The sequence below is a fragment of the Ancylobacter sp. 3268 genome (assembly GCF_031456575.1).
Classification (GTDB): domain Bacteria; phylum Pseudomonadota; class Alphaproteobacteria; order Rhizobiales; family Xanthobacteraceae; genus Ancylobacter.
Window position 1 is genome coordinate 168,121 of record NZ_JAVDUX010000005.1, and the last position, 22,379, is coordinate 190,499.

The 22,379-nt window shown below is 69.6% G+C and carries 20 protein-coding genes; 13 read left to right on the forward strand and 7 right to left on the reverse strand.

Annotated features, from left to right (window positions below; translation table 11 throughout):
• Window positions 1-2 precede the first annotated feature (2 nt).
• Window positions 3-926: a thioredoxin gene (trxA, locus tag J2X65_RS08920; RefSeq protein WP_310200383.1), complete on the reverse strand. Its 924-nt coding sequence runs from the start codon at window positions 924-926 to the stop codon at window positions 3-5.
• A 71-nt stretch (window positions 927-997) separates the two neighbouring features.
• A complete protein-coding gene (locus tag J2X65_RS08925; protein ID WP_310200385.1) occupies window positions 998-1,537 on the reverse strand; it encodes a prolyl-tRNA synthetase associated domain-containing protein in 540 nt (179 codons plus the stop codon).
• 320 nt (window positions 1,538-1,857) lie between these two features.
• Between J2X65_RS08925 and J2X65_RS08930 the strand changes: the two genes are divergently transcribed.
• Window positions 1,858-2,658 (forward strand): gamma-glutamyl-gamma-aminobutyrate hydrolase family protein, encoded by an 801-nt coding sequence (locus J2X65_RS08930; protein ID WP_310200387.1) that lies wholly within the window; start codon window positions 1,858-1,860, stop codon window positions 2,656-2,658.
• 9 nt (window positions 2,659-2,667) lie between these two features.
• On the opposite strand, the gene J2X65_RS08935 is transcribed toward J2X65_RS08930, so the two are convergent.
• A complete protein-coding gene (locus J2X65_RS08935) occupies window positions 2,668-3,342 on the reverse strand; it encodes a GntR family transcriptional regulator (RefSeq protein ID WP_310200389.1) in 675 nt (224 codons plus the stop codon).
• Between the two features lie 191 nt (window positions 3,343-3,533).
• On the opposite strand from J2X65_RS08935, the gene J2X65_RS08940 reads away from it, so the two are divergent.
• Window positions 3,534-3,755, forward strand: a complete 222-nt coding sequence (locus J2X65_RS08940) for a Trm112 family protein (protein WP_310200391.1) — start codon at window positions 3,534-3,536, stop codon at window positions 3,753-3,755.
• Between the two features lie 43 nt (window positions 3,756-3,798).
• Here the strand turns inward: J2X65_RS08940 and J2X65_RS08945 are convergent, their stop codons facing one another.
• Window positions 3,799-5,064, reverse strand: coding sequence for a ubiquinone biosynthesis hydroxylase (locus J2X65_RS08945; protein ID WP_310200392.1), 1,266 nt, complete (start codon window positions 5,062-5,064; stop codon window positions 3,799-3,801).
• Between the two features lie 84 nt (window positions 5,065-5,148).
• On the opposite strand from J2X65_RS08945, the gene J2X65_RS08950 reads away from it, so the two are divergent.
• From J2X65_RS08950 to J2X65_RS09000, 11 genes are all read left to right on the forward strand, one after another.
• Window positions 5,149-6,042 carry an acyl-CoA thioesterase II gene (locus J2X65_RS08950; protein WP_310200394.1) on the forward strand — a complete coding sequence of 298 codons (894 nt, stop codon included), beginning with the start codon at window positions 5,149-5,151 and terminating at the stop codon, window positions 6,040-6,042.
• 305 nt (window positions 6,043-6,347) lie between these two features.
• A complete protein-coding gene (locus tag J2X65_RS08955; protein WP_213361593.1) occupies window positions 6,348-6,686 on the forward strand; it encodes a P-II family nitrogen regulator in 339 nt (112 codons plus the stop codon).
• A gap of 51 nt (window positions 6,687-6,737) precedes the next feature.
• Complete coding sequence (locus J2X65_RS08960) at window positions 6,738-8,090, forward strand: ammonium transporter (protein ID WP_310200396.1); 1,353 nt, start codon at window positions 6,738-6,740, stop codon at window positions 8,088-8,090.
• Window positions 8,091-8,422: 332 nt separating this feature from the next.
• Complete coding sequence (locus tag J2X65_RS08965) at window positions 8,423-9,694, forward strand: aminotransferase class I/II-fold pyridoxal phosphate-dependent enzyme (RefSeq protein WP_310200732.1); 1,272 nt, start codon at window positions 8,423-8,425, stop codon at window positions 9,692-9,694.
• A 38-nt stretch (window positions 9,695-9,732) separates the two neighbouring features.
• Window positions 9,733-12,375, forward strand: coding sequence for a DNA translocase FtsK (locus J2X65_RS08970; RefSeq protein WP_404977688.1), 2,643 nt, complete (start codon window positions 9,733-9,735; stop codon window positions 12,373-12,375).
• 107 nt (window positions 12,376-12,482) lie between these two features.
• Complete coding sequence (locus J2X65_RS08975; protein ID WP_310200398.1) at window positions 12,483-13,163, forward strand: outer-membrane lipoprotein carrier protein LolA; 681 nt, start codon at window positions 12,483-12,485, stop codon at window positions 13,161-13,163.
• A 31-nt stretch (window positions 13,164-13,194) separates the two neighbouring features.
• Complete coding sequence (locus J2X65_RS08980; protein ID WP_310200400.1) at window positions 13,195-13,449, forward strand: hypothetical protein; 255 nt, start codon at window positions 13,195-13,197, stop codon at window positions 13,447-13,449.
• A gap of 66 nt (window positions 13,450-13,515) precedes the next feature.
• Window positions 13,516-14,334 (forward strand): exodeoxyribonuclease III, encoded by an 819-nt coding sequence (locus J2X65_RS08985; RefSeq protein WP_310200734.1) that lies wholly within the window; start codon window positions 13,516-13,518, stop codon window positions 14,332-14,334.
• A 95-nt stretch (window positions 14,335-14,429) separates the two neighbouring features.
• Complete coding sequence (locus tag J2X65_RS08990; protein WP_271180634.1) at window positions 14,430-14,654, forward strand: LPS translocon maturation chaperone LptM; 225 nt, start codon at window positions 14,430-14,432, stop codon at window positions 14,652-14,654.
• A gap of 48 nt (window positions 14,655-14,702) precedes the next feature.
• Window positions 14,703-15,971 (forward strand): diaminopimelate decarboxylase, encoded by a 1,269-nt coding sequence (gene lysA, locus J2X65_RS08995; RefSeq protein WP_310200402.1) that lies wholly within the window; start codon window positions 14,703-14,705, stop codon window positions 15,969-15,971.
• 175 nt (window positions 15,972-16,146) lie between these two features.
• A complete protein-coding gene (locus J2X65_RS09000; RefSeq protein ID WP_310200404.1) occupies window positions 16,147-18,960 on the forward strand; it encodes a TIGR02302 family protein in 2,814 nt (937 codons plus the stop codon).
• A gap of 120 nt (window positions 18,961-19,080) precedes the next feature.
• Here the strand turns inward: J2X65_RS09000 and J2X65_RS09005 are convergent, their stop codons facing one another.
• From J2X65_RS09005 to J2X65_RS09015, 3 genes are all read right to left on the reverse strand, one after another.
• Window positions 19,081-20,118 (reverse strand): trans-3-hydroxy-L-proline dehydratase, encoded by a 1,038-nt coding sequence (locus J2X65_RS09005; protein ID WP_310200406.1) that lies wholly within the window; start codon window positions 20,116-20,118, stop codon window positions 19,081-19,083.
• Window positions 20,119-20,256: 138 nt separating this feature from the next.
• The gene (locus J2X65_RS09010) at window positions 20,257-21,357 is read right to left on the reverse strand and encodes a cis-3-hydroxy-L-proline dehydratase (RefSeq protein ID WP_310200408.1); all 1,101 of its coding nucleotides are present in this window, start codon (window positions 21,355-21,357) and stop codon (window positions 20,257-20,259) included.
• Window positions 21,358-21,377: 20 nt separating this feature from the next.
• Window positions 21,378-22,379: a 4-hydroxyproline epimerase gene (locus J2X65_RS09015; RefSeq protein WP_310200410.1), complete on the reverse strand. Its 1,002-nt coding sequence runs from the start codon at window positions 22,377-22,379 to the stop codon at window positions 21,378-21,380.

A 22,379-nucleotide genomic window follows, 5' to 3' on the forward strand; every position in this document is an offset into this window, starting at 1 on the left:
CGTCAGGCGAACAGGACGGAGGAAAGCCGGCGGCGGCCCAGCACCGTCATCTCGTCGGCCGGGCCCCAGGCCTCGAAGAACTGCACCAGTTGCTTGCGCGCGCCGTCCTCGTTCCAGTTGCGGTCCTTGCGCACGATGGTCAGCAGCTGGTCGATCGCCTCTTCGCGCTTGCCACGGGCGTTGAGCGCGAGAGCGAGATCGAAGCGCGCCTGATGGTCGTTCGGGCTGGCCTCGACCTTCGCCTCCAGTTCCTTCACGTCGCCGAGGGCGGCCGCGGCCTCCTCCAGATCGATGGCGGCACGGACGGCGGCGACCGCCGCGTCATTGGCGCCGGCGGCCGGCACCAGCTCCAGCGTCGCCTTGGCCTGGGCGAGGTCGCCGGTGGCGAGATGGGCGCGGGCGATGCCGGCGAACGCCTTCACATTCTCCGGCTCTTCGGCCAGCACATGGGCATAGAGTTCGGTGGCGCCGGCGGCGTCGCCCTCGGCCAGGGCGGCATCGGCGCTGGCGAGGATCTCGGCGAGGTCCGGCCCGCCGCCGGCGGCGGCCACCAGGCGATCGACCAGCGCCTGCACCTGCGATTCCGGCTGGGCGCCCATGAAGCCGTCGACCGGCTGGCCGTTGACGAAGGCATAGACGGTCGGCAGCGACTGGATGCCGAGCTGCTGGGCGACGGAGGGATGCTCGTCGGTGTTCATCTTGGCGAGGCGCACCTTGCCCTTGGCGGCGCGCACCACCTTCTCGATCACCGGGGTGAGCTGCTTGCAGGGGCCGCACCACGGCGCCCAGAAATCGACCAGCACCGGGCGGCGCTTCGATTCCTCCACCACGTCCTGCATGAAACTGCGGGTGGTGGTGTCGATGATGACGTCGTCACCGGCCGCAGCGCCCTGCGGGGCCGGTTGGGCGGACTGGTTGAGCAGCATGTGGCGTCCTCGGAACGGATCGGTATTCGGTCGGTGACTAAAATGGTCCGTCAGGCGGCGATTGCAACCGTTCAGGCGGCGCCGGATGCGGCATCGGCATCGACCTCCTGCCGGCGCGGCACCGCAAGGATGCGCGGCTCGTGGCCGGTGGCGCGCAGGAAGCGGACGAGATCGTCGCGGGCAATGCTGGTGGTGGCGGTATTGACCAGCGGGTGGCAGTTGATGGTCTCGTGCTCCATCAGCCCGGCATCGATGATCACCCCGACCCGCCCGCCGGTGTCGTTGACCGGGCCGAAGGCGGTGACCGAACCGGGCTTCACCCCCAGCACCTCCTCCAACAACTCGGCGCTGCCGAACGACAAGCGGCTGGCGGCACCGAGCGGGCCGTGCAGGCTCTTGAGGTCGACCGGCACATCCTGCCCGACGACGACGAGGAACAGATTGCCCTTCTTGTCCTTCAGGAACAGATTCTTGGTGTGGCCGCCCGGCAGCGCCTCGATCACCGCCTGCGATTCCGCCACGGTGAACACCGGCGGGTGCTCCACGGTGCGGGTCTCGATGCCGAGCTCGGCGAGGCGGGCGAACAGTTCGGCGGGCGTCAGGGCGGGCATGGTCGGATCCTTCGGCAAGCCCGCCGGTTGCAGACCCCGTCGACGACAGGGCCTGATGCGGGCTCCTGCGCACGGCGGCGGGATGCGCGCGGCAACAGGGGAGCGGGCGAGGGTGTCGTATCAAAAGCCGCCCGCCGGGAGCAAGCGACCGGTCAAAAACACCGGCGAAGACGGCCGCAGCGGCCGGGCGGACCCCATCGCAGCCGCTGCGCTGGGCGGCACGGTGCGCCGCGGCGCCGGCAGGAGGAATGCAACGGACCCGTTGACAGCAGCGGGGCGGCGATCCCACATCTGGGTCACCAACCGGGAAAGTGATCACAATGCGTCCTGTCATCGGCGTCATCTGCGACGTGAAGGCTTCCGGCGGGCATGTCCTTCACGGCGTCACCGAGAAATACATCTATGCCGTTGCCAACGGCGCGCAGGCGCTGCCGGTGCTGCTGCCGGGCACCGTCTCGGCGGTCGATGCCGCCATGGCGCCCGAGCGGCTGGTGCTGGACGAGATCTTCGAGCTCGTCGACGGCATCTTCCTGCCGGGCAGCCCGTCCAACGTGGCGCCGCATCTCTATGGCGACGCGCCCTATGAGCCGCCGCTGCCCTCCGATCCGCATCGCGACGATTTGTCGATCCCGCTGATCCGCGGCGCCATCGAGCGCGGCGTGCCGCTGTTCGGCGTCTGCCGCGGCTTCCAGGAAATGAACGTCGCGCTGGGCGGCTCGCTGTTCCAGAAAGTCTATGAGCAGCCCGGCCATTTCGACCATCGCGAGGATTCAAGCCTCGACATCGCCGGCCAGTACGCGCCGGTGCACGATGTGGTGCTTGAGCCCGGTGGACTGCTCGAAAGCCTTGCCGGCGCGCCGCGCTGGAAGGTGAATTCGCTGCATGGTCAGGGCGTCAACCAGCTGGCGCCGGGGCTGACGGTGGAGGCGCGCGCCGAGGACGGCCTGGTCGAGGCGTTCCGGGTGACCGATGCGCCGGGCTTCACGCTGGCGATCCAGTGGCATCCGGAATGGCGCTTCTGGGACGACAGGTTGTCGACCGCCGTGTTCACCGCCTTCGGCGCCGCGGCGCGCTTGCGGGCCGAGCGGCGGGCCGCACGGGCGCTGAAGGCGGCGGAGTAACCCCGTCGCTCAGCCGAGCTGGGCGCGCAGATGGCCGATGCCGTCGCGGATATCGGCCTCGATCGCCCGACGCAGCGCCGCCTCGTCGCCTGCCGCCAGCGCCGCGAGCGCTTCCTGGTGGCGGTCGACGCGGTAATGCTCCTCCAGATCGGCCAGAGCGAGGCGCATGAAGGGACCGATCTGCAGCCACACCGATTCGATCAGCGGCATCAGCACCGAATCGCCGCGGGTGCCGTAGAGCGCGGCGTGGAAGGCGAGATTGGTCTCGATCATCGCCTCGATATCGCCTTGCTTCCACGCCGCATCCGACCGGCCGTCGAGCGCGGCAAGGCGTTGGCGGAACCCGTCATCGGCATAGGGCAAGGCGCGGGCGGCGGCTTCGCTCTCCAGCAGCGTGCGGGCGGCGAACAGTTCGTCGAAGCGCTGCGCCGTCATCTCCGGCACCCGCACCCGCCGATTGTCGAGCAACACCAGCGCCCGCTCGGCGACCAGCCGCCGCAGGGCCTCGCGCACCGGCATGGCGGAGACGCCGAGCGCCTCGGCGAGGCCGCGTATGGTCACCGCCTGGCCCGGCGGGAAGCGGCCGCTCATCACCGATCGCCGCAATCGGCGGAAAACCCATTGCTGCACGGTTTCGCCGGGCAGGCGCGGCTCGTCGGCAAGGGCGAAAAAGGCTGTGTCCATAGTCGGTTGGCGGATCCGGAACGCGCGGTGGCGGAAAGGGGGTCGGCGCGGCGCGCCGCGGCGCGTGCACGGGGCGGCCACATTCTTCTGACATGGTGACGCGCGATTGTCAGGATCGCCCCCTATAACGCCGCTCCGCGTCGGCTATAAGCGGGCGTCCCGCGCTATCGCACACGTCACGGAATCGACACATGACCGAGACCGCCCCCCACCGCACCGGCTATGAGCTCGACCCCAAGCTGCTGGAAATCCTCGTCTGCCCGGTCACCAAGGGGCCGCTGGACTATGACCGGCACGCGCATGAGCTGATCTCCCGCGCGGCGCGCCTCGCCTACCCGATCCGCGACGGCATCCCGATCATGCTCGCCGACGAGGCGCGGCCGCTGACCGAGGAAGAAGTCGCCAAGGGCTGAACCGGCCGGGCGCCTGCTGAAGCCGGGCCTCCCGCCCTTCGCCTCAGAGCGCCTCGCCCCTGAGCAGGCGCGGCGGCTGGCCGCCGAGACCGGCGGCGCCGCGAATGAGATGGGCCTTCAGCCCCGGCAGGCGATCGACAAAGCCCATGCCGATGTCGCGGGCCAGCCGCAGCACATCCGAGCGCTGGCCGAACAGCCGGTTCAGCCCGTCGGTCGCCACCCCCATGGAGAAGGTGTCGAAGCGGCGCCAGCGCTGGTAGCGCTCCAGCACGTCCGGCCCGCCAATGTCGAGCCCGAGCCGGGCGGCGTCGGTCACCGCCTCCGCCAGCGCCGCCACGTCGCGCAGGCCCATATTGATGCCCTGGCCGGCAATCGGATGGATGGTGTGGGCGGCATCGCCGACGAGGGCCAGCCGGTCGGCGATGAAACGCCGCGCCATCTGGAAGCCGAGCGGGAACGCCTTCGGCTCGTCGAGGATCTCCAGCGCCCCCAGTTCGAGGCCGAATCGCTGCTCCAGCTCGTCGAGCAGCAGCACCCGCGGCAGCGCGAGCAGCCGCTGCGCCGCGGCATCCGCCTCGGTCCACACGGTCGAGGAGCGGTTGCCGGTGAGCGGCAGCCGGGCGAACGGGCCGGCGGGCAGGAAATGCTCCACCGCCTTGCCTTCATGCGGCCGCTCATGCCCGACCGTCATCACGATGGCCGACTGGTGGTAGGACCAGCCGACGGTCGCGATGCCGGCGAGGCTGCGCAGCCGCGAGCGGCCGCCATCGCAGGCCGCGAGCAGCGCCGCGGTGACGCGCGTGCCGTCGCCCAGCGTCGCCGAGACGCCGGACGGACCGGCGGAATAAGCCTCCACCCCTGCCGGCAGCCGCACGATGCCCGCCGCCCGGACGGCCTCGGTCAGCGCGTCCTGCAACAGCGCGTTCGGCACCATATGGGCGAAGGGCTCGCCCGGCTCCACCTCGCCGTCGAAATGCAAGAACACCGGGCGGGCGGCGTCGCCGAGCCGGCTATCGGTGATCTCCATGGCGAGCATGGGCTGCGCGTCGCCGGCCACGCGCGCCCACACGCCGACCGTCTCCAAAAGCCGGCGGGCGCCGGCGGCGAAGGCGGAGGCGCGCATGTCGGTGCTGCGTCGCGCGGGCGAAGCGAAGGCCGGGTCGGCCACCGCCAGCCGCGCCGTATCGCCGAGCCCGTGGCGCAGGGCGAGGGCCAGCGACAGGCCCGCAAGCCCGCCGCCGGCGATGACCGCATCGAAGTTCGCCCCGCTGGAACCGCTGACCCGGGCGCGTTCGGCTTGCTGCGGCATGACGCCCCTTCCCTCGTGGCACTGTACCGGAGCCCTCTTATGCCTTAGCTACCGACCAAAGAACACCGTGCGGGGAATGCGGACATGACGCCCATCGCCGAACTCGTCCAGTTGCTCGATCTCGAGGTGCTGGAGGTCAACCTGTTCCGTGGCCACAACCCGCCGGAATCCTGGCCGTTCCGCACCCGGGTGTTCGGCGGGCAGGTGCTGGCCCAGGCGCTGGTAGCGGCGCAGCGCACGGTGGAGACCGCCACCGCCCACTCCATGCACGCCTATTTCATCCTCGCCGGCGACCCGCAGATTCCCATCGTCTATCAGGTGGAGCGGGTCCGCGAGGGCCGCAGCTTCGCCACACGCCGGGTGGTGGCGGTGCAGCACGGACGGCCGATCTTCATCATGTCAGTGTCCTTCCACATCGCCGAGGAAGGCCTCGACCACCAGATGGCCATGCCCGAGGGCGTGCCGCCGCCGGAAGAGGTTCCCTCGGCGCGCGACCTTCCGGCGGAACTGCTGGATTCGCTGGCGCCTTCGGTGCGCAACTACTGGACCCGGCCGCGGCCGGTGGAATTGCGGCCGGTGCACCTGCTGCAGCGACTCGCCGCCGGCCATGCGGCGCCGCCGACCGAGCCGCAGCAGAAGGTGTGGTTCCGCGCCGACGGCGTGCTGCCGGATGACCCCGCCCTGCACCGGGCGGTGCTTGCCTACGCTTCCGACATGACTCTGCTGGAGACGACCACGGTGGTGCATGGCACCAGCGTGCTCGGCGACCGCATCCAGGCCGCCAGCCTCGACCATGCGCTGTGGCTGCATCGTCCGCTCAAGGCCGACGACTGGCTGCTCTACGTGCAGGACAGCCCCAACGCCCATGGCGCGCGGGGCTTGGCACGCGGGTTGATCTACGACCGGGCCGGGCGACTGGTCGCCTCGGTGGCGCAGGAAGGGCTGATTCGCCCGGTCACACCGGCTCCCGCAGCATAAAGCACATTATTTAGGCACATTCTGCTTAAGGTTTGCGCCTCCCCGAAACAGCCGAGCGCGACAGATCAAGAATTAAGCAGCATCACAACCCTGCCATAATGTCATTTGGCGCCCAACCATCGACGCCACACGCGCTCCCAGCGGGCCGATCGCCCCGCAACGCGTTGCCGCTCCACGGTTGGCACGCGACTTGATTCCTGTCCGCCGGCTTGTCCTTGGGGTTGGGAAACCCGCCTGGCCGAGTCCGACATGAAAACGCCCGGGATCCGCGTGTTGCGATCCGGGGCCAAGCGGGGACAGGAACCATGAAGATCGTCATGGCTATCATCAAGCCTTTCAAGCTTGAGGAGGTCCGGGATGCGCTCACCGGTATCGGAGTGCACGGACTGACCGTTACGGAAGTCAAGGGATACGGCCGGCAGAAGGGCCATACCGAGATTTACCGCGGCGCCGAATACGCGGTGAGCTTCCTGCCGAAGCTCAAGATCGAGGTGGCGGTGGCCGCCGACCAGGTCGCGAAGGTGATCGACGCCATCTCCACCTCGGCCAAGACCGGTCAGATCGGCGACGGCAAGATCTTCGTCTACGCGATCGACCAGGCCGTGCGCATCCGCACCGGCGAGACCGACGCCGACGCCCTCTGAGCCCGCGCCATTGATCCCGACATCGTACGTTTCCGACGGAGCACTCAACCCATGACGATCAAGAACTGGATGCGCGCGGGACTTCCCGCGATGGCGACGACGGCGCTGTTCGCCGTTGCCGCCCTGGCGCAGGAGGCCGCAGCGCCGGCGACCGACGCGGTGGCCGACGCCGTGACAGTGGACAAGGGCGACATCACCTGGATGATGGTCTCCACCATCCTCGTGCTGTTCATGACCGTGCCCGGCCTGGCGCTGTTCTATGGCGGCCTGGTGCGCGCCAAGAACATGCTGTCGGTGCTCATGCAGGTCACCGTCATCGCCGCGGTGATGATGCTGCTGTGGGTGTTCTACGGCTACTCGCTCGCCTTCACCTCGGGCAACGCCTTCATCGGCGGCTTTGAGAAGGCGTTCCTGGCCGGCGTCACCACCGAGAGCCTCGCCGACACCTTCTCCAAGGGCGTGAAGATTCCCGAATACGTCTTCATGGCGTTCCAGATGACCTTTTCGGCCATCACCCCGGCCCTCATCATCGGCGCCTTCGCCGAGCGGATGAAGTTCTCCGCCATCCTGCTGTTCTGCATCCTCTGGGTGACGCTGGTCTACTACCCGATCGCCCACATGGTGTGGTTCTCCGAGGGCTACCTGTTCGGCCTCGGCGCGCTCGACTTCGCCGGCGGCACCGTGGTGCACATCAATGCCGGTATCGCCGGCCTGGTCGGCTGCCTGCTGGTCGGCAAGCGCACCGGCTTCGGCAAGGAGCTGATGCCTCCCCACTCGCTGCCCTTCGCCATGGTCGGCGCCAGCGTCCTGTGGGTCGGCTGGTTCGGCTTCAACGCCGGCTCCAACCTCGAAGCCAATGCCGGCACCACGCTGGCGCTGGTGAACACCTTCGTCGCCACCGCCGGCGCCATCGTCGGCTGGACGCTGATCGAATGGCTGGCCAAGGGCAAGCCCTCGATGCTCGGCGCCATCTCCGGCATGGTCGCCGGCCTCGTCGCCATCACCCCGGCCGCCGGCCTTTCCGGGCCGATCGGCGCGATCGTGCTCGGCTTCGTCGCCTCCATCGTCTGCTTCTTCTTCTGCACCACGGTGAAGAACGCGCTGGGCTATGACGACAGCCTCGACGTGTTCGGCGTCCACGGCATCGGCGGCATCGTCGGCGCCATCGGCACCGGCGTCGTCGTCGCCCCCGCTCTCGGCGGCCCCGGCATCGCCGACTACGCGATGGGCCACCAGGTGTGGGTGCAGGTCCAGGCCGTCGCCGTCACCATCGTGTGGGGCGGCGTGGTCTCGGCGATCCTCTACAAGGTCGTCGACGTCATCGTCGGCCTGCGTCCGTCGGTGGAGAAGGAGCGCGAAGGCCTCGACATCGTCGAGCACGGCGAGCGCGCCTACCACAGCTGACCGCACACCGGTTCCGGCGCGGTCTGCTTGCCCGCGCCGCTTTTCCCCAGCTTCGGCTGCCTCGCAACCCCGGCTTCGGCCGGGGTTTTCGTTTTGGTCCGCGCAACCTCGGCCCCGAGGCTCCCCGCCGAGCCGCGGGAGCAGGCTGCGCGGCCATCATCCGCGGGGGCGCCACACGCCGCCCCCCTCGCGAGCCATCACACGCTCATCCCACGCACGAATCGACGTCGCGGCAGTCGATCGGCGCGATGATCGGCCTCCGCCCTGCTGTGGTCATGGTTAAGAGCGCCTTTACCCGCCGGCGCTATCTTGAATCGCTAACCATGATGGACATGACCCCCGTGCCCGCCTCGAAGTTCGACGTCACCGATGATCGCCCGCCGTCGCCGGAAGCCTCCCGGCCGGATCCGGGACCGGCCGCGCGCTCGCCTTTCATCCGCCTCGGCGAGCTGCTGGCCGACATCGAGCCGGGCAAGCCGCCGCTGAGCCTCGCGGTGGGGGAACCTCGCCACGCGCCGCCGCCCTTCGTCGGCACGGTGCTGGCCGCCCATCTCGACGGCTTCGGCCGCTACCCGGCCGGGAAGGGGCTGCCGGAATTCCGCGCCGCCGCCGCCGCATGGTGCGGGCGCCGCTACGCGCTGCCCCGCCCGCTCGATTCCGAGCGCGAGGTCCTGGTGCTCAACGGCTCGCGCGAAGGGCTGTTTCTCGCCGCCGTCCTCGCCCGCCGGCTGGTCTCCCCCGCCAAGGCGAAGGCGGTCGCCGACGCCGGCAGCCCGGCCATCCTGCTGCCCAACCCGTTCTACGCCGCCTATGGCGCCGGCGCCGATGCGGCCGGCTGCGAGAGCGTGCCGCTGCCGCTGCCCGCGTCCGGCGGCTGGCTGCCCGACCTTGATGCGCTGGATCCGCGCGTGCTCGCCCGCACCGTCGCGCTCTATTTCGCCTCGCCGGCCAATCCGCAGGGCACCATCGCGCCGAAGGCCTATCTCGAGCGGCTGGTGGCGATCGCCCGCGCCCACGAGATCCTCGTCTTCGCCGACGAGTGCTATTCGGAAATCTGGCTCGGCGACGCGCCGCCGACCGGCATATTGGAAGTCGCCGGTCCCGACTATGCCGGGGTGGTGACGTTCAACTCGCTCTCCAAGCGCTCCAGCCTGCCGGGGCTGCGCTGCGGCTTCTGCGCCGGCGACGCCGGCTTCATGGCCGCCTTCGCCGATCTGCGCAACGTGGCGGCGCCGCAGGTTCCCGAGCCGCTGCAGCATGTCGGCATCGCCGCCCTCGCCGACGAGGCGCATGTCGAGGAAAGCCGCGCTCTCTACCGCGCCAAATTCGATATCGCCGACCGGGTCTTCGCCGGCCGCTTCGGCTATGAGCGGCCGGATGGCGGCTTCTTCCTGTGGCTCGACGTCGCCGGCATCGGCGGCGGCGAGGCGGCGGCGCGAAGACTCTGGCAGCGCGAGGGACTGCGCACCGTCCCCGGCGGCTATCTGTGCCGCTCGGAAGCCGACGGACGCAATCCGGGCGCGGGTTATCTGCGCCTCGCACTGGTGCAGGACCTCGCCACCACGCAGGCGGCGCTGCCGCGCGTGGTGGCCGGATTGAGCTGAGCCGGGCCTTGGGTGGCAAGCGGGAGCGGGGCGGGATGATGGGCGGGCAGACACAGTCGACGGGCCGGACGCCGCGGACGCGGCAGGGACAGCCTCGCGCCGCCAGCCCCGACGTCGTACCGCCGCGCCCGGCCCAGAGATCGCGGGCCGGCGCCTCGGTGCGTGGCCGCGGCGCCCGCCGCCGGCTGCTGCCGGAGGAAGTGCGCAACGTGCTGCACCGGCGCGCCGCCGAGCTCGGCGGCCTCGTCCTCGTCGGCCTGTGCGGCCTGATGCTGGCGGCGCTGGCGACCTGGTCCGCCAACGATCCCAGCCTGTCGCGCTCCAGCGCCGCCGAGCCGCACAATCTGCTCGGCGTGCCGGGTGCGGTGGTCGCCGACCTGATGATGCAGCTGTTCGGCGTCGCCTGCCTCGCGGTGGTGCTGCCGGTCGGCGTGTGGGGCTGGCGGCTGCTGACGCATCGCCCGCCGCACCGGATGCGGGCGCGGATCATCGCCCTCGTCGCAGGAACCGCCTTCGCGGCCGGATTTTCCGCCTGCCTGCCGCGCTTCGGCACCTGGCCGCTGCCGAGCGGGCTCGGCGGCGTGCTGGGCGAGGCGATGCTGATCCTGCCCTCGCTCATCCGCTCCGGCTGGCTGACTTCCTTCGACTACACGATCGCCGGGGCGTTGTGCCTGTTCGGCGCGGTGATGACCCTGCCCCTCGCCTTCGGCGTCGGCCTGAAGCGCCAGGAAGCAGTGGAGGAGGACGACGACGCCAGCGCCTTCGAGGACGACGAGCCGGCCCGCTTCGGGCTGCTGTCCATGGGCGCCCTCGCCCATTGGTGGCTGACGCTGAAGGCCTGGATCCTGCCCGGGCGCACCTTCTATCCGCGCCGCCGTCGCGGCATGATGGCGCGTCTCGGCTCGCTCTTCGGCATCGAGGACGAGGATGAGCTGACGCCGCGCGGACCGCGCCGCGAGCCGAACTTCCGCGGCGGGGACGATGAAGACGCCGGCGAGTGGGATGCCGACGACCGCGACGAGGCCGGCTTCCTCGATGCGCCGGATGACGACCTGCCCCCGGCGCACCCGGTGCCGGAGAAGACCCGTACCGGCCGCCGGCCGCCGCTGCGCTCGATCCGCGGCGGCCGCGCCGAGCGCGACGAGGAGCGGCTGCGCTACGCCCATCCCGGCCTCGACCTGCTCAGCCCGCCGCCGGCACGCCTGGGCCCGGCGCTCGACGACGAGGCGCTGGAGCAGAACGCCCGCGATCTCGAAAGCGTGCTGGACGATTTCGGGGTGCGCGGCGCGATCGTCAATGCCCGGCCCGGCCCGGTGGTGACGCTCTACGAGCTGGAGCCGGCGCCCGGCATCAAGTCCAGCCGCGTCATCGGCCTCGCCGACGACATCGCCCGCTCGATGAGCGCGGTCTCCGCCCGCGTGGCGGTGATCCCCGGCAAGAACGCCATCGGCATCGAGCTGCCCAACCCCAAGCGCGAGAAGGTGCTGCTGCGCGAGATCATCGCCGCCAAGGATTTCGGCGAGGCGGCGCACAAGCTGGCGCTGGCGCTGGGCAAGACTATCGGCGGCGAGCCGGTGATCGTCGACCTCGCCCGCATGCCGCATCTGCTGGTGGCCGGCACCACCGGCTCGGGCAAGTCGGTCGCCATCAACACCATGATCATGTCGCTGCTGTACCGGCACCGCCCGGACCAGTGCCGGCTGATCCTGATCGATCCGAAGATGCTGGAGCTTTCCGTCTATGACGGCATCCCGCATCTGCTCTCGCCTGTCGTCACCGACCCGAAGAAGGCGGTGGTGGCGCTGAAATGGGCGGTGCGCGAGATGGAGGAGCGCTACCGCAAGATGTCGAAGGTCGGCGTGCGCAACATTGACGGCTTCAACGCCCGCATCCTCGAGGCGCAGGCCAAGGGCGAGCAGATCGTGCGCACGGTGCAGACCGGCTTCGACCGCGAGACCGGCGAGGCGATCTATGAGCGCGAGGAGATGGACCTCACGCCGCTGCCCTACATCGTCATCGTCGTCGACGAGATGGCCGACCTGATGATGGTCGCCGGCAAGGACATCGAGGGCGCCATCCAGCGCCTCGCCCAGATGGCCCGCGCCGCCGGCATCCACCTGATCATGGCCACCCAGCGCCCGAGCGTCGACGTCATCACCGGCACCATCAAGGCCAATTTCCCGACCCGCATCTCCTTCCAGGTGACCAGCAAGATCGATTCGCGGACCATCCTCGGCGAGATGGGCGCCGAGCAGCTGCTCGGCCAGGGCGACATGCTCTACATGGCCGGCGGCGGGCGCATCTCGCGCGTGCACGGGCCGTTCGTCTCCGACCAGGAGGTGGAGCGCGTCGTCGAGCACCTGAAGACGCAGGGCCAGCCGGACTATCTCGACGCCGTCACCACCGACGAGGACGAGGGGGACGTCGGCGAGGATGGCGCGGTGTTCGACAGGGGCGCGATGGGCGGCGGCGAGGGCGGCGGCCTCTATGAGCAGGCGGTGGCGGTGGTGATGCGCGATCGCAAGGCCTCGACCAGCTACATCCAGCGCCGGCTGCAGATCGGCTACAACCGCGCCGCCTCGATCATGGAGCGGATGGAGAACGAAGGCCTCGTCTCGGCCGCCAACCATGCCGGCAAGCGCGAGATCCTGGTGGAACCCGACGACGCGCGCGCCGGTTGACGCCGCGCGGGCGGCGCAGCCTTATCCTCGCCACAGCGAACGCCTACCGCCTAGATGCACGACCCGACGCCCCGCCCCGCGCCGCGCGCGCCCGACGAGAGTGCCCAATGCGCCCGATCCTGTCTGCCTCCCTCTGCATCGCCCTCGCGCTGCTTGCCGCCCCGGCGCTCGCGCAGCAGCCGGACGGCGTGCCGCTGCCGCCCTCGGTGCAGGCCGACGCGCCGGACGCGGCGCCGGTGCAGGTGGCCGCCGCCGCGGGCCAGCGCGCCGCGCAGCAGACGGTCCAGCGCATCAACACCTATTTCAACAGCTTCAAGAACATGACCGGCAACTTCGTGCAGGTTGATCCGGACGGCACCCGCCGGCAGGGGCAGTTCTATCTGCTGAAGCCCGGCCGCGTGCTGTTCGAATACGACCCACCGAGCCGGGTCGAGCTGGTGGCCGATGGCCGCTCGGTGGCGGTGCGCGACAAGAAGCTGAAGACGCAGGACATCACCCCGCTCTCGGCCACCCCGCTGCGCTTCCTGCTGTCGGAGAATTTCGACCTTGCCCGCAACGCCAACGTCACCGGCGTCTACCAGGACGACGTGTTCGCCACCGTGGTGCTGGAGGAGAAGCAGCCCATGGTCGGCACCTACCGGCTGATGATCATGTTCGACGCCAAGACCATGCAGCTGAAGCAGTGGACGGTGACCGACCCGCAAGGGTTCGACACCACCGTGGCGGTGTCCAACCTCGATACCTCCGAGCGCCCGGACCCGATGCTGTTCGTCATCAACCGGAATTGACGAAGCATCTACCGCCACGAAAAATGGCGGCATGGCGGAACTGATTGTCGAAGCCTGCGAGGTTTGGGAGAACGGCAGCTGGCAACCTCTGCGTGTGGAGGATGCCCTGAATCGCCGTGCGGATATCATGCGCTGCCCGCAATGCCATGGTCCGGTTCGACCGCACAAACTCGGCACCACGGGACAACGCGCCCATTTCGAACATCGCGGCAGGCACACCGGCTGCTCACTGATGCAGCGGACATTCTCTGGCACGCACTCCCTTCATCCCGATGCGCTGGATTGATAGAAGGGGTCAACATCCCCCTCCGTCGCGCCCTTCCGCGCGGCCGCCTTGCGCAAGGTCCCGCCCGTGCCGCTCTCCATCGCCACCTGGAACATCAATTCGGTGCGCCTGCGCATCGAGCTCGTCGCCCGCCTCGCCGCCGAACTCCAGCCGGACGTCATCTGCCTCCAGGAGACCAAGACCCCGGACGACCGCTTCCCGCTGAAGGACGCAGCGCGGTTCGGCTATCCGCATGCGGCGATCCACGGCCAGAAGGGCTATCACGGCGTCGCCATCCTCTCGAAGCGGCCGTTCGAGAGCGTCAGCCGGCAGGGCTTCTGCGACATGGGCGACGCCCGCCATATTTCCGTGGTGCTGGGCAAGGAGGCCGGGCTCGCCGCGCCGCTGACCCTGCACAATTTCTACATCCCCGCCGGCGGCGACATTCCCGACCCCGAGCTCAATCCCAAGTTCAAGCACAAGCTCGCGTTCCTCGACGAGGCGACCGAATGGGAGACGCTGCACCCGACCGCGCCGGGCGCACGCTCGGTGCTGGTGGGTGATCTCAACATCGCGCCGCTGGAAACCGATGTGTGGAGCCACAAGCAGCTGCTCGACGTGGTCAGCCACACGCCGATCGAGGTCGAGCGGTTCGCCCGGCTGCAGGCGGCGGGGGGCTGGGTCGACGTGATGCGCAATTTCGTACCGCCTTCGGAGAAGCTCTACACGTGGTGGAGCTACCGTGCCGCCGACTGGGCGGCGTCCAATCGCGGCCGCCGGCTCGACCATGTGTGGGCGAGCCCGGCCTTCGCGCCGACAGCCACCGCCATGACCGTGCTGCGCGACGCCCGCGGCTGGGAGCGGCCTTCCGACCATATCCCGGTGATGGTGACCTTCGACGCCTGAGGGCCGACGCCCGCCAGAGGCAGGCCCTTCGCCGGTCTCGCCTTTCGCCGATTCGCCGCTATAGTGCGCTCGCCCACTTCTTCCGAGGAAGCTCCGTGCCCCGCCCGAACCGACTGCCGCCGCTGCCTGCCGCGCTCCGCCTCCTTCCCGCCCTGCTCGCGCTCGGCGGCGCGCTCGCTGTTGCCGGCTGCGGCGTCAAGGGCCCGCTGGAACCGCCGCCCGGTACCGCGCTCGGCACTCCCGGTCCGGACGGCAAGATGCCGAAAGACACCGGCCCGGTGAAACCGAACAAGCCCTTCTTCCTCGACGGCCTTCTGTAGTCGACGGCCGTCTCCAGCCTTCCGGCTTCGCCAAAATTCGGGCTCGCCATGCACCACTTCACCTATCGCGACGGCGTCCTCCATGCCGAGGACGTCAGCCTCGCCGACATCGCCCGCGAGGTCGGGACCCCGGTCTATGTCTATTCGACCGCGACGCTGGAGCGGCACTACACCGTGTTTGCCGGGGCCTTCGCCGATACCAAGGCGACGGTGTGCTACGCGCTGAAGGCCAATTCCAACCAGGCGGTGATCCGCACGCTGGCGAAGCTCGGCGCCGGCGCCGACATCGTCTCCGGCGGCGAGCTGAAGCGGGCGCTGGCGGCCGGGGTGGAGCCGCACAAGATCGTGTTCTCCGGCGTCGGCAAGACCCGCGAGGAAATGGCGGCGGCGCTCGACGCCGGAATCATGTGCTTCAATGTCGAGAGCGAGCCCGAACTGCTGACCCTCTCGGAAGTGGCCGTGAGCCATGGCATCGCCGCGCCGGTATCGATTCGAGTCAACCCGGACGTCGACGCCAAGACCCACGCCAAGATCTCCACCGGCAAGTCGGAGAACAAGTTCGGCATTCCGGTGTCGCGCGCCCGTCAGGTCTATCGCCACGCCGCCTCGCTGCCGGGGATAAGGGTGACGGGCGTCGACATGCATATCGGCAGCCAGATCACCGATCTCGAACCGTTCGACAACGCCGCCGCGGTGCTGGCCGAGCTGGCCCGCGACCTGCTGGCGGAAGGCTTCCCGCTGACCCATCTCGACCTCGGCGGCGGGCTCGGCGTGCCCTATGTCGCCGGCGAGCCGGACCCGCCGCCGCCCTCGGCCTATGCGGCGCTGATCAAGCGGCACACCCACAATCTCGGCCTCGGCCTCGTCTTCGAGGTCGGACGGCTGATCGTCGCCAATGCCGGCGTGCTGGTCTCCCGCGTGCTCTATGTGAAGGAGGGGGAGGGCAAGACCTTCGTCATCGTCGACGCGGCGATGAACGATCTCATCCGCCCGACGCTCTACGACGCCCATCACGAAATTTTGCCCGTGCGCGCAGCGGCGGCCGGTGGCGGGGACATGGTGGCCGACGTGGTCGGGCCGGTGTGCGAATCCGGCGATTTCCTGGCGCTGGGGCGGCGGCTGCCGGGGCTGAAGGCCGGCGACCTCATCGCGGTGATGACCGCCGGCGCCTATGGCGCGGTGCAGGCCACCACCTACAATACGCGGCCGCTGGTGCCCGAAGTTCTGGTGCGCGGCGGCGCATATGCCGTGGTGCGCCCCCGCCTGGACGCCGAGGCGCTGATCGCGCTCGACAAGGTGCCCGGCTGGCTCGGCTGAGCCGGGTCGCCACCCAGCCGCCACAATTCCGGCCCGGCGCCGGCCCCGGCCGTTCACGCAGCGATGAACAGATGGGCATGCCTGCTTTTGCGGCGGGGGTAGCGCCTGCGCGCATAGCTGTTAAGGTGACGCTGGGGCGTGGCTGACGGGGTTGGTGTGTCGGAGGCTTGAGCGCGTGACGGCGACACCGGAAGAACATTCGCAATCCACCGGCGGCGAGACGCGCCGCGCGGCGATCGTCGAACGCGCGGAGGCGCGGCTGACGAAGGCACTGCGCCGCGCCGGCGCGGCGCTGATGTGGGAACGCATCTGGCCGGTTCTCGCTACCGCGCTCGGCGCGCTCGGCATCTTCCTCATCGCCTCCTGGCTCGGCCTGTGGCTGATGCTGCCGACCTATGGCCGCCTCATCGGGCTGATCCTGTTCGTGCTGCTGTTGGCGGCGGCACTCCTGCCGGCACTGCGCATCCGACGTCCCTCCGAGGACGAGGCGCTGGCACGGCTCGACCGCACCAGCGGCATCACCCACCGCCCGGTGACGGCGCTGGCCGACCACCTCGCCTCCCGGCCCGACGACCCCGTGGCGGCGGCGCTGTGGCGCGCGCATCTGAACCGCGTTGCCGGGCAGCTCGGAACGCTGAAGGCCGGCCTGCCGTCGCCGCGCCTTGCCGCGCGCGACCCGCGCGCTTTCCGCGCCCTGGTGCTGCTCGGCGTCATCGCCAGCTTCTTCATCGCCACGGGCGACCATCTGCGGCGCATCGGCGCCGCCTTCGACTGGACGGCCGCGGTCCAGCCCAGCCCGTACCGCATCGATGCCTGGGTGAACCCGCCCGCCTATACCGGCCGTCCGCCGGTGATCCTGCCGGGACTGCGCTCCGAAGAGAGCCGCGATACCGCCGCCGCCGCGACGACGGAACCGCAGACACACGGCGCGGCGGCGATGAGCGTGCCGGCCGGCAGCGAGCTGGTGGTGCGGGTGACCGGCCTTGCCGGCTCGCCGCTCTCGGTTTCCGGCGGCATTGCCGCGCCCGAACCGGAAGCGGACGAACAGGCGGCGGCCACCGGGCAAGGCAACGCCGGACAGGCTGATGCCAAGCCCACGGATAGCAAGCCCACGGATATCAAGCCCGCGGATGCCAAGCCTGTAGACGCCAAGGCAGAGGCCAGGCGCCCCGACGCCGGCGAGCAGCGCTTCGTCATCGCCAGCGACGGTTCGGCCCGCATCGCCGGGCCGGATGGGCGCAGCCTGACCTGGCAGTTCACCGTGGTGCCCGACAAGCCGCCCGCCATCTCCTTCGCCAAGGAGCCGGGCGCTTCCGGCCGCACCGGCCTCGTGCTTGCCTACAAGGTGGAGGACGATTACGGCGTCACCGGTGCCGAGGCCCGCTTTGTCGCCGTGCCGGAGCCGGCGCCGCTGTTCGCGCTGAAGAACGCGCCGGCGCGGCCAGAGCCTCATCCGCTGGTGGAGGCACCGAACTTCCCGCTGCCCCTGCCCGGCGGACGGCCGAAATCCGGCACCGGCCAGACCACCAAGGACCTCACCGAAAGCCCCTGGGCGGGCTCGCGGGTGATGCTTACCCTGGTCGCCCGCGACGACGCCGGCAATATCGGTTCTACGGCACCCAAGAGCGTCACCCTGCCGGCTCGAGCCTTCAACAACCCGCTCGCCCGCGCTTTGGTCGAGGAACGGCGGGTGCTGGCTTTCGATGCCAACCGGCGCGAGCGGGTCTCGGCGGCGCTGGAGGCGCTGGCGATCGCCCCGGAACGCTTCACGCCGGATCCGGCGCATTATCTCGGCCTGCGCACCGCCTATTGGCGGCTGGAAGCCGCGCGCAGCGACGACGAGCTGCGCGGCGTGGTCGATTATCTCTGGGAAATCGCAGTCCGCATCGAGGACGGCGACATGTCGGACGTCGAGAAGCGGCTGCGCGACGCCCAGCAGGCGCTGCAGGACGCGCTGGAGAACGGCGCGAGCGACCAGGAGATCCAGAAGCTGGCGCAGGAGCTGCGCAAGGCGATGGAGGACTTCATGAAGGCGCTCGCCCAGGAGGCGCAGCGCAATGGCGAGATGGCGGACGCGCCGCCGGATCCGAATGTCCGCACCGTCCGGCCGCAAGACCTGCAGAAGATGCTCGACAATATCGAGAACATGGCCCGCAACGGCGCCCGCGACGCCGCGCGGCAGATGCTGAGCGAGTTGCAGAACATGCTGAACGGCCTGCAGGCCGGCCGCCAGCAGCAACGCCGCCCGGGCCAGAGCCAGATGTCGCAGGCCATGGATCAGCTCGGCGACATGATCCGCCGCCAGCAGCGCCTGCGCGACCAGACGTTCCGTCAGGGTCAGCAAGGCCAGCAGGGCGAGCAGGGGCAACAAGGGCAGCAGGGCGAGGGCCAGCAAGGGCAGGACTTCGGCCAGCTGCAGCAGAACCAGCAGCAGCTGCGCGACCAGCTGAAGCAGCTGCGGGAAAAGATGCAGCAGGCGATGCGCAATCGCGGCCAGCAAGGCCAGCAGGGACAACAAGGGCAGCAGGGCCAGCAGGGTCAGGGCCAGCAAGGGCAAGGCCAGCAGGGCCAGGGTCAGCAGGGTCAGGGCATGCCCGGCGAGGGGGGCCTTGCCGAGGCGGAACAGGCGATGCGCGAGGCGGAGCAGGCGCTGGGCAATGGCGATGGCACCGGCGCGGTGGACGCCCAGAACGAGGCGCTGCAGTCGCTGCGCCGCGGCGCCCAGCAGATGGCCGAGGCCATGCAGCAGCAACAGGGCCCGGATGGCGGCCCCGGTTCGCCCTCCGGCCAGCAGGCCGAGCGCACCGATCCGCTCGGCCGGCCGCTGCGCTCGCGCGATTATGGCGACGACACCACCGTGAAGGTGCCGGACGAGATGGACGTGCAGCGCGCCCGCCGGGTGCTGGAGGAGCTGCGCCGCCGCTTCGGCGATCCGCAGCGCCCGCAGCTGGAACTCGACTATCTGGAACGCCTGCTGCGCGACTTCTGAGCGGCAGTCAACGGACCATGATGCCCGGCGCTCCACCGCCAGAACCGTTGCGGCGGCAGCGCGCCCCGGTTCGCGCCGGCAATGGCGCGAGAGCACCGAGGCCGGTGCTCTCGGCCGACCCTAGTCCTGCTGCCACAGCGGCCAAGTGTCGGTAAGTCGGTAGCCGGTCGGCCACGGGTCCGCGGGATCGAGCATCAGCTGGGCGGTATGCGTCACGAAGGCGCGGCCGATGATCGAGGGCCGAATCGCCGGCCGCCCGCCGATCGTCGTCTCCTCCTCGATGCGGCAGTCGAAGCGCGAGCCGATGATCGAGCGGCCGATGAACGGATCGCCGACCTTCAGGCGCCCTTTCGCGTGCAGGACCGCGAGCCGCGCCGAGCAGCCGGTGCCCGTAGGCGAGCGGTCGATCTTGCCGGGACGGATCGCCACCGCGTTGGCGCCGGATGCCATTCCATCCTCATAGGTCAGCGGCGCGGCGAACTGGCAGAAGGAGATGTGGGCCCAATCGGCATTCTCCGGATGGCGGAAGCCGAGCTGGGCATTCGCTGCCTTGACGATCTTCATGCCGGTCTCGGCGAGGTCCTTCGCCTCGTCGGGGCGGATGGAGAAGCCGAGCGCGTGGGCGTCGACGATGACGAAGCTGTCGCCGCCATAGGCGGTGTCGACGGTGAGGGTGCCGAGCCCCTCGACCTCCAGCTTCGCATCGAGCCTGTCGGCGAAGGAGGGATGGTTCACGACCCTGATCCGCTCGGCCTTGCCGTTACGGCAATAGGCGGTCGCCTCGATCAGCCCGCCCGGCGCCTCGAGCACCATGCGGGTTTCCTCGCCGGTGATCGGCACGATGCCGGTATCCACCAGCACGGTAGCGACACAGATCGAGTTGGAGCCGGACATGGGCGGCGTGTCCTCCGGCTCCATGATGATGAAGCCCATCACCGCGCGCGGGTCCTTCGGCGGCACCAGCAGGTTCACATGGCGGAAGACGCCGCCGCGGGGTTCCTGCAGCACGAAGTTGCGCAGAGTGTTGTCGGCGGCGATGAAGCGCGACTGCGCCCATAGCGTGTCGCCCGGCGGCGGGGCGACACCGCCGACGATGACGTCGCCGACCTCGCCCTCCGCATGGCAGCCGACGACATGGACGATCTTGGTGGAGCGCATGGAAGCCTCGATGGGAAAGCGGGCGATATCGGCTCCCTCTCCCCGACGGGGAAGGGGTTGAGGTGAGGGAATATCGCTCCCCCACCCCTCATCCAGCGGCTGTGCCGCCACCTTCTCCCCGACGGGGAGAAGGAAATATCAAACCACCAGCACCGGCTCGCCGAGCACCTCGAAGAGCGGCGTGATGCCGAGACCGGGGGCGTCGGGCGCGGTCATGAAGCCGTCGACGCGCCTGGGCGCGCCCTCGGCGATGTCGACGGTGCCGTAGCTGTTGAAATCGGTGGCGGAGAAGCAGAATTCCTCCGGTGTCGAGCGGGCGAGATGGGCGATGGCCGCGGTGACGATGTCGCCGCCCCAGGTGTCCTCAATGGTCATCGGCGTGCCCGAAGCGACGCAGATGTCGCGCATCAGCCGGGCCTTGGTGAGGCCGCCGACCTTGGAGATCTTCAGGTTGATGATGTCCATGGCGTCGTCGGCCAGCGCCTTCATCAGTGTGCCCACCCCGTCGATCACCTCGTCGAGCACGAAGGGCCGCGTGGTGCGGGCGCGCACCGACAGGCACTCCTCATAGGTCGGGCAGGGCTGCTCGATATACACGTCGAGGTCCGCCACCTCGACGGCGATCCGCGCCGCCTCCGCCCGCGTCCAGCCGGTATTGGCATCAGCGACGAGGATGTCGGACGGGTCGAGGATGGCGCGGGTGGCGCGGATGCGGTCGATGTCCCGATCCGCGTCGCCGCCCACTTTCAGCTGGAACTTGGTGTAGCCCTCAGCCTTGTAGCCGGCGATCTTCGCCGCCATCACCTCCGGCGCCTCCTGCGAGATGGCGCGGTAGAGCGCGACCCTGTCCTGCGCCGCGCCGCCGAGCAGCTTGTAGACCGGCAGGCCGGTCGCCTTGCCGAGGATGTCCCAGCAGGCGATGTCGATGGGGGCCTTCACATAGGGGTGCCCGCGCAGCACCGAATCCATGTGCCGGTTCAGCACGCCGAGCTCGGTCGGGTCGAGGCCGATCAGCTTCGGCGCGATCTCTTTGAGCCCCGCCCGCACGCCGGCAGCATAAGCGGGGAGATAGGCCGAGCCGAGCGGGCAGCATTCGGCATAGCCGGTGAGGCTGGCATCGGTCTCCACCGCCACCACGGTGGAATCGAACACCTCGACGAAATTGCCGTTCGACCAGTTGTAGCGGCCTTCCTTGAGCGGCAGGTCTATCTGCCAGGCTTTGATGCCGGTGATCTTCATGGAGGAGGCCTTCCGAAGGATCAGCTGACGATGAAGCCGTGCGCGAAGGGGTCGCGGTCGTCGATGAAGATGGTGTTATAGCCGGTCATCCGCGCCCAGCCGCCGATGGAGGGCACGATGCCGTCATAATTGCCGACCCGCGCGGACGCCTCGACCCGGCCCTTGAACAGCGAGCCGATGATGCTCTCATGCACGAAGGCGTCGCCCACCCCCAGTTGGCCCTTGCCGGCCAGCTGTGCCATGCGCGCCGAGGTGCCGGTGCCGCAGGGCGAGCGGTCGATCGCCTTGTCGCCATAGAACACCGCATTGCGGGCATGCGCCTCGGCATGCCGGGCCGCTCCGGTCCACAGGATGTGCGACAGGCCGCGGATCTCCGGCTTTTCCGGATGGACGAACTGGTACTTCGCATTGAGCGCCGCGCGCAGGCCGGGGCTCATGCGCACGAGGTCGCCGGCGGTGAAGTCGGCCATGTCGCGATAGGCGGCCTGCGGCTCGACGATGGCGTAGAAATTGCCGCCATAGGCGACGTCCACGGTGATCTCTCCGAGGCCGGGGCACTCCGCCGTCAGCCTGGTGGAATGCAGGAAGCCGGGGACGTTGGTGAGGCGGACCTCCTCGACATATTGCCCCTCCTGCCGATATTCGGCGACGACGAGGCCGGCCGGGGTGTCAAGTTTCAGCACGCCGGGCGTCTTCGGGGTGACGAGACCGTGCTCGATCGCCATCGTCACCGTGCCGATGGTGCCGTGCCCGCACATGGCGAGGCAGCCGGAGGTCTCGATGAACAGGATGGCGACGTCGCAATCCGGCCGGGTGGGCGGAAAGAGAATCGAGCCGGACATCATGTCATGGCCGCGCGGCTCGAACATCAGGCCCTTGCGGATCCAGTCATATTCCGCGAGGAAATGCGCCCGCTTCTCGATCATGGTGGTGCCGACGAGGTTCGGCCCGCCGCCGGCCACGAGGCGCACCGGATTGCCGCAGGTGTGGCCGTCTATGCAGAAGAAGCTGTGTCGCGCCAT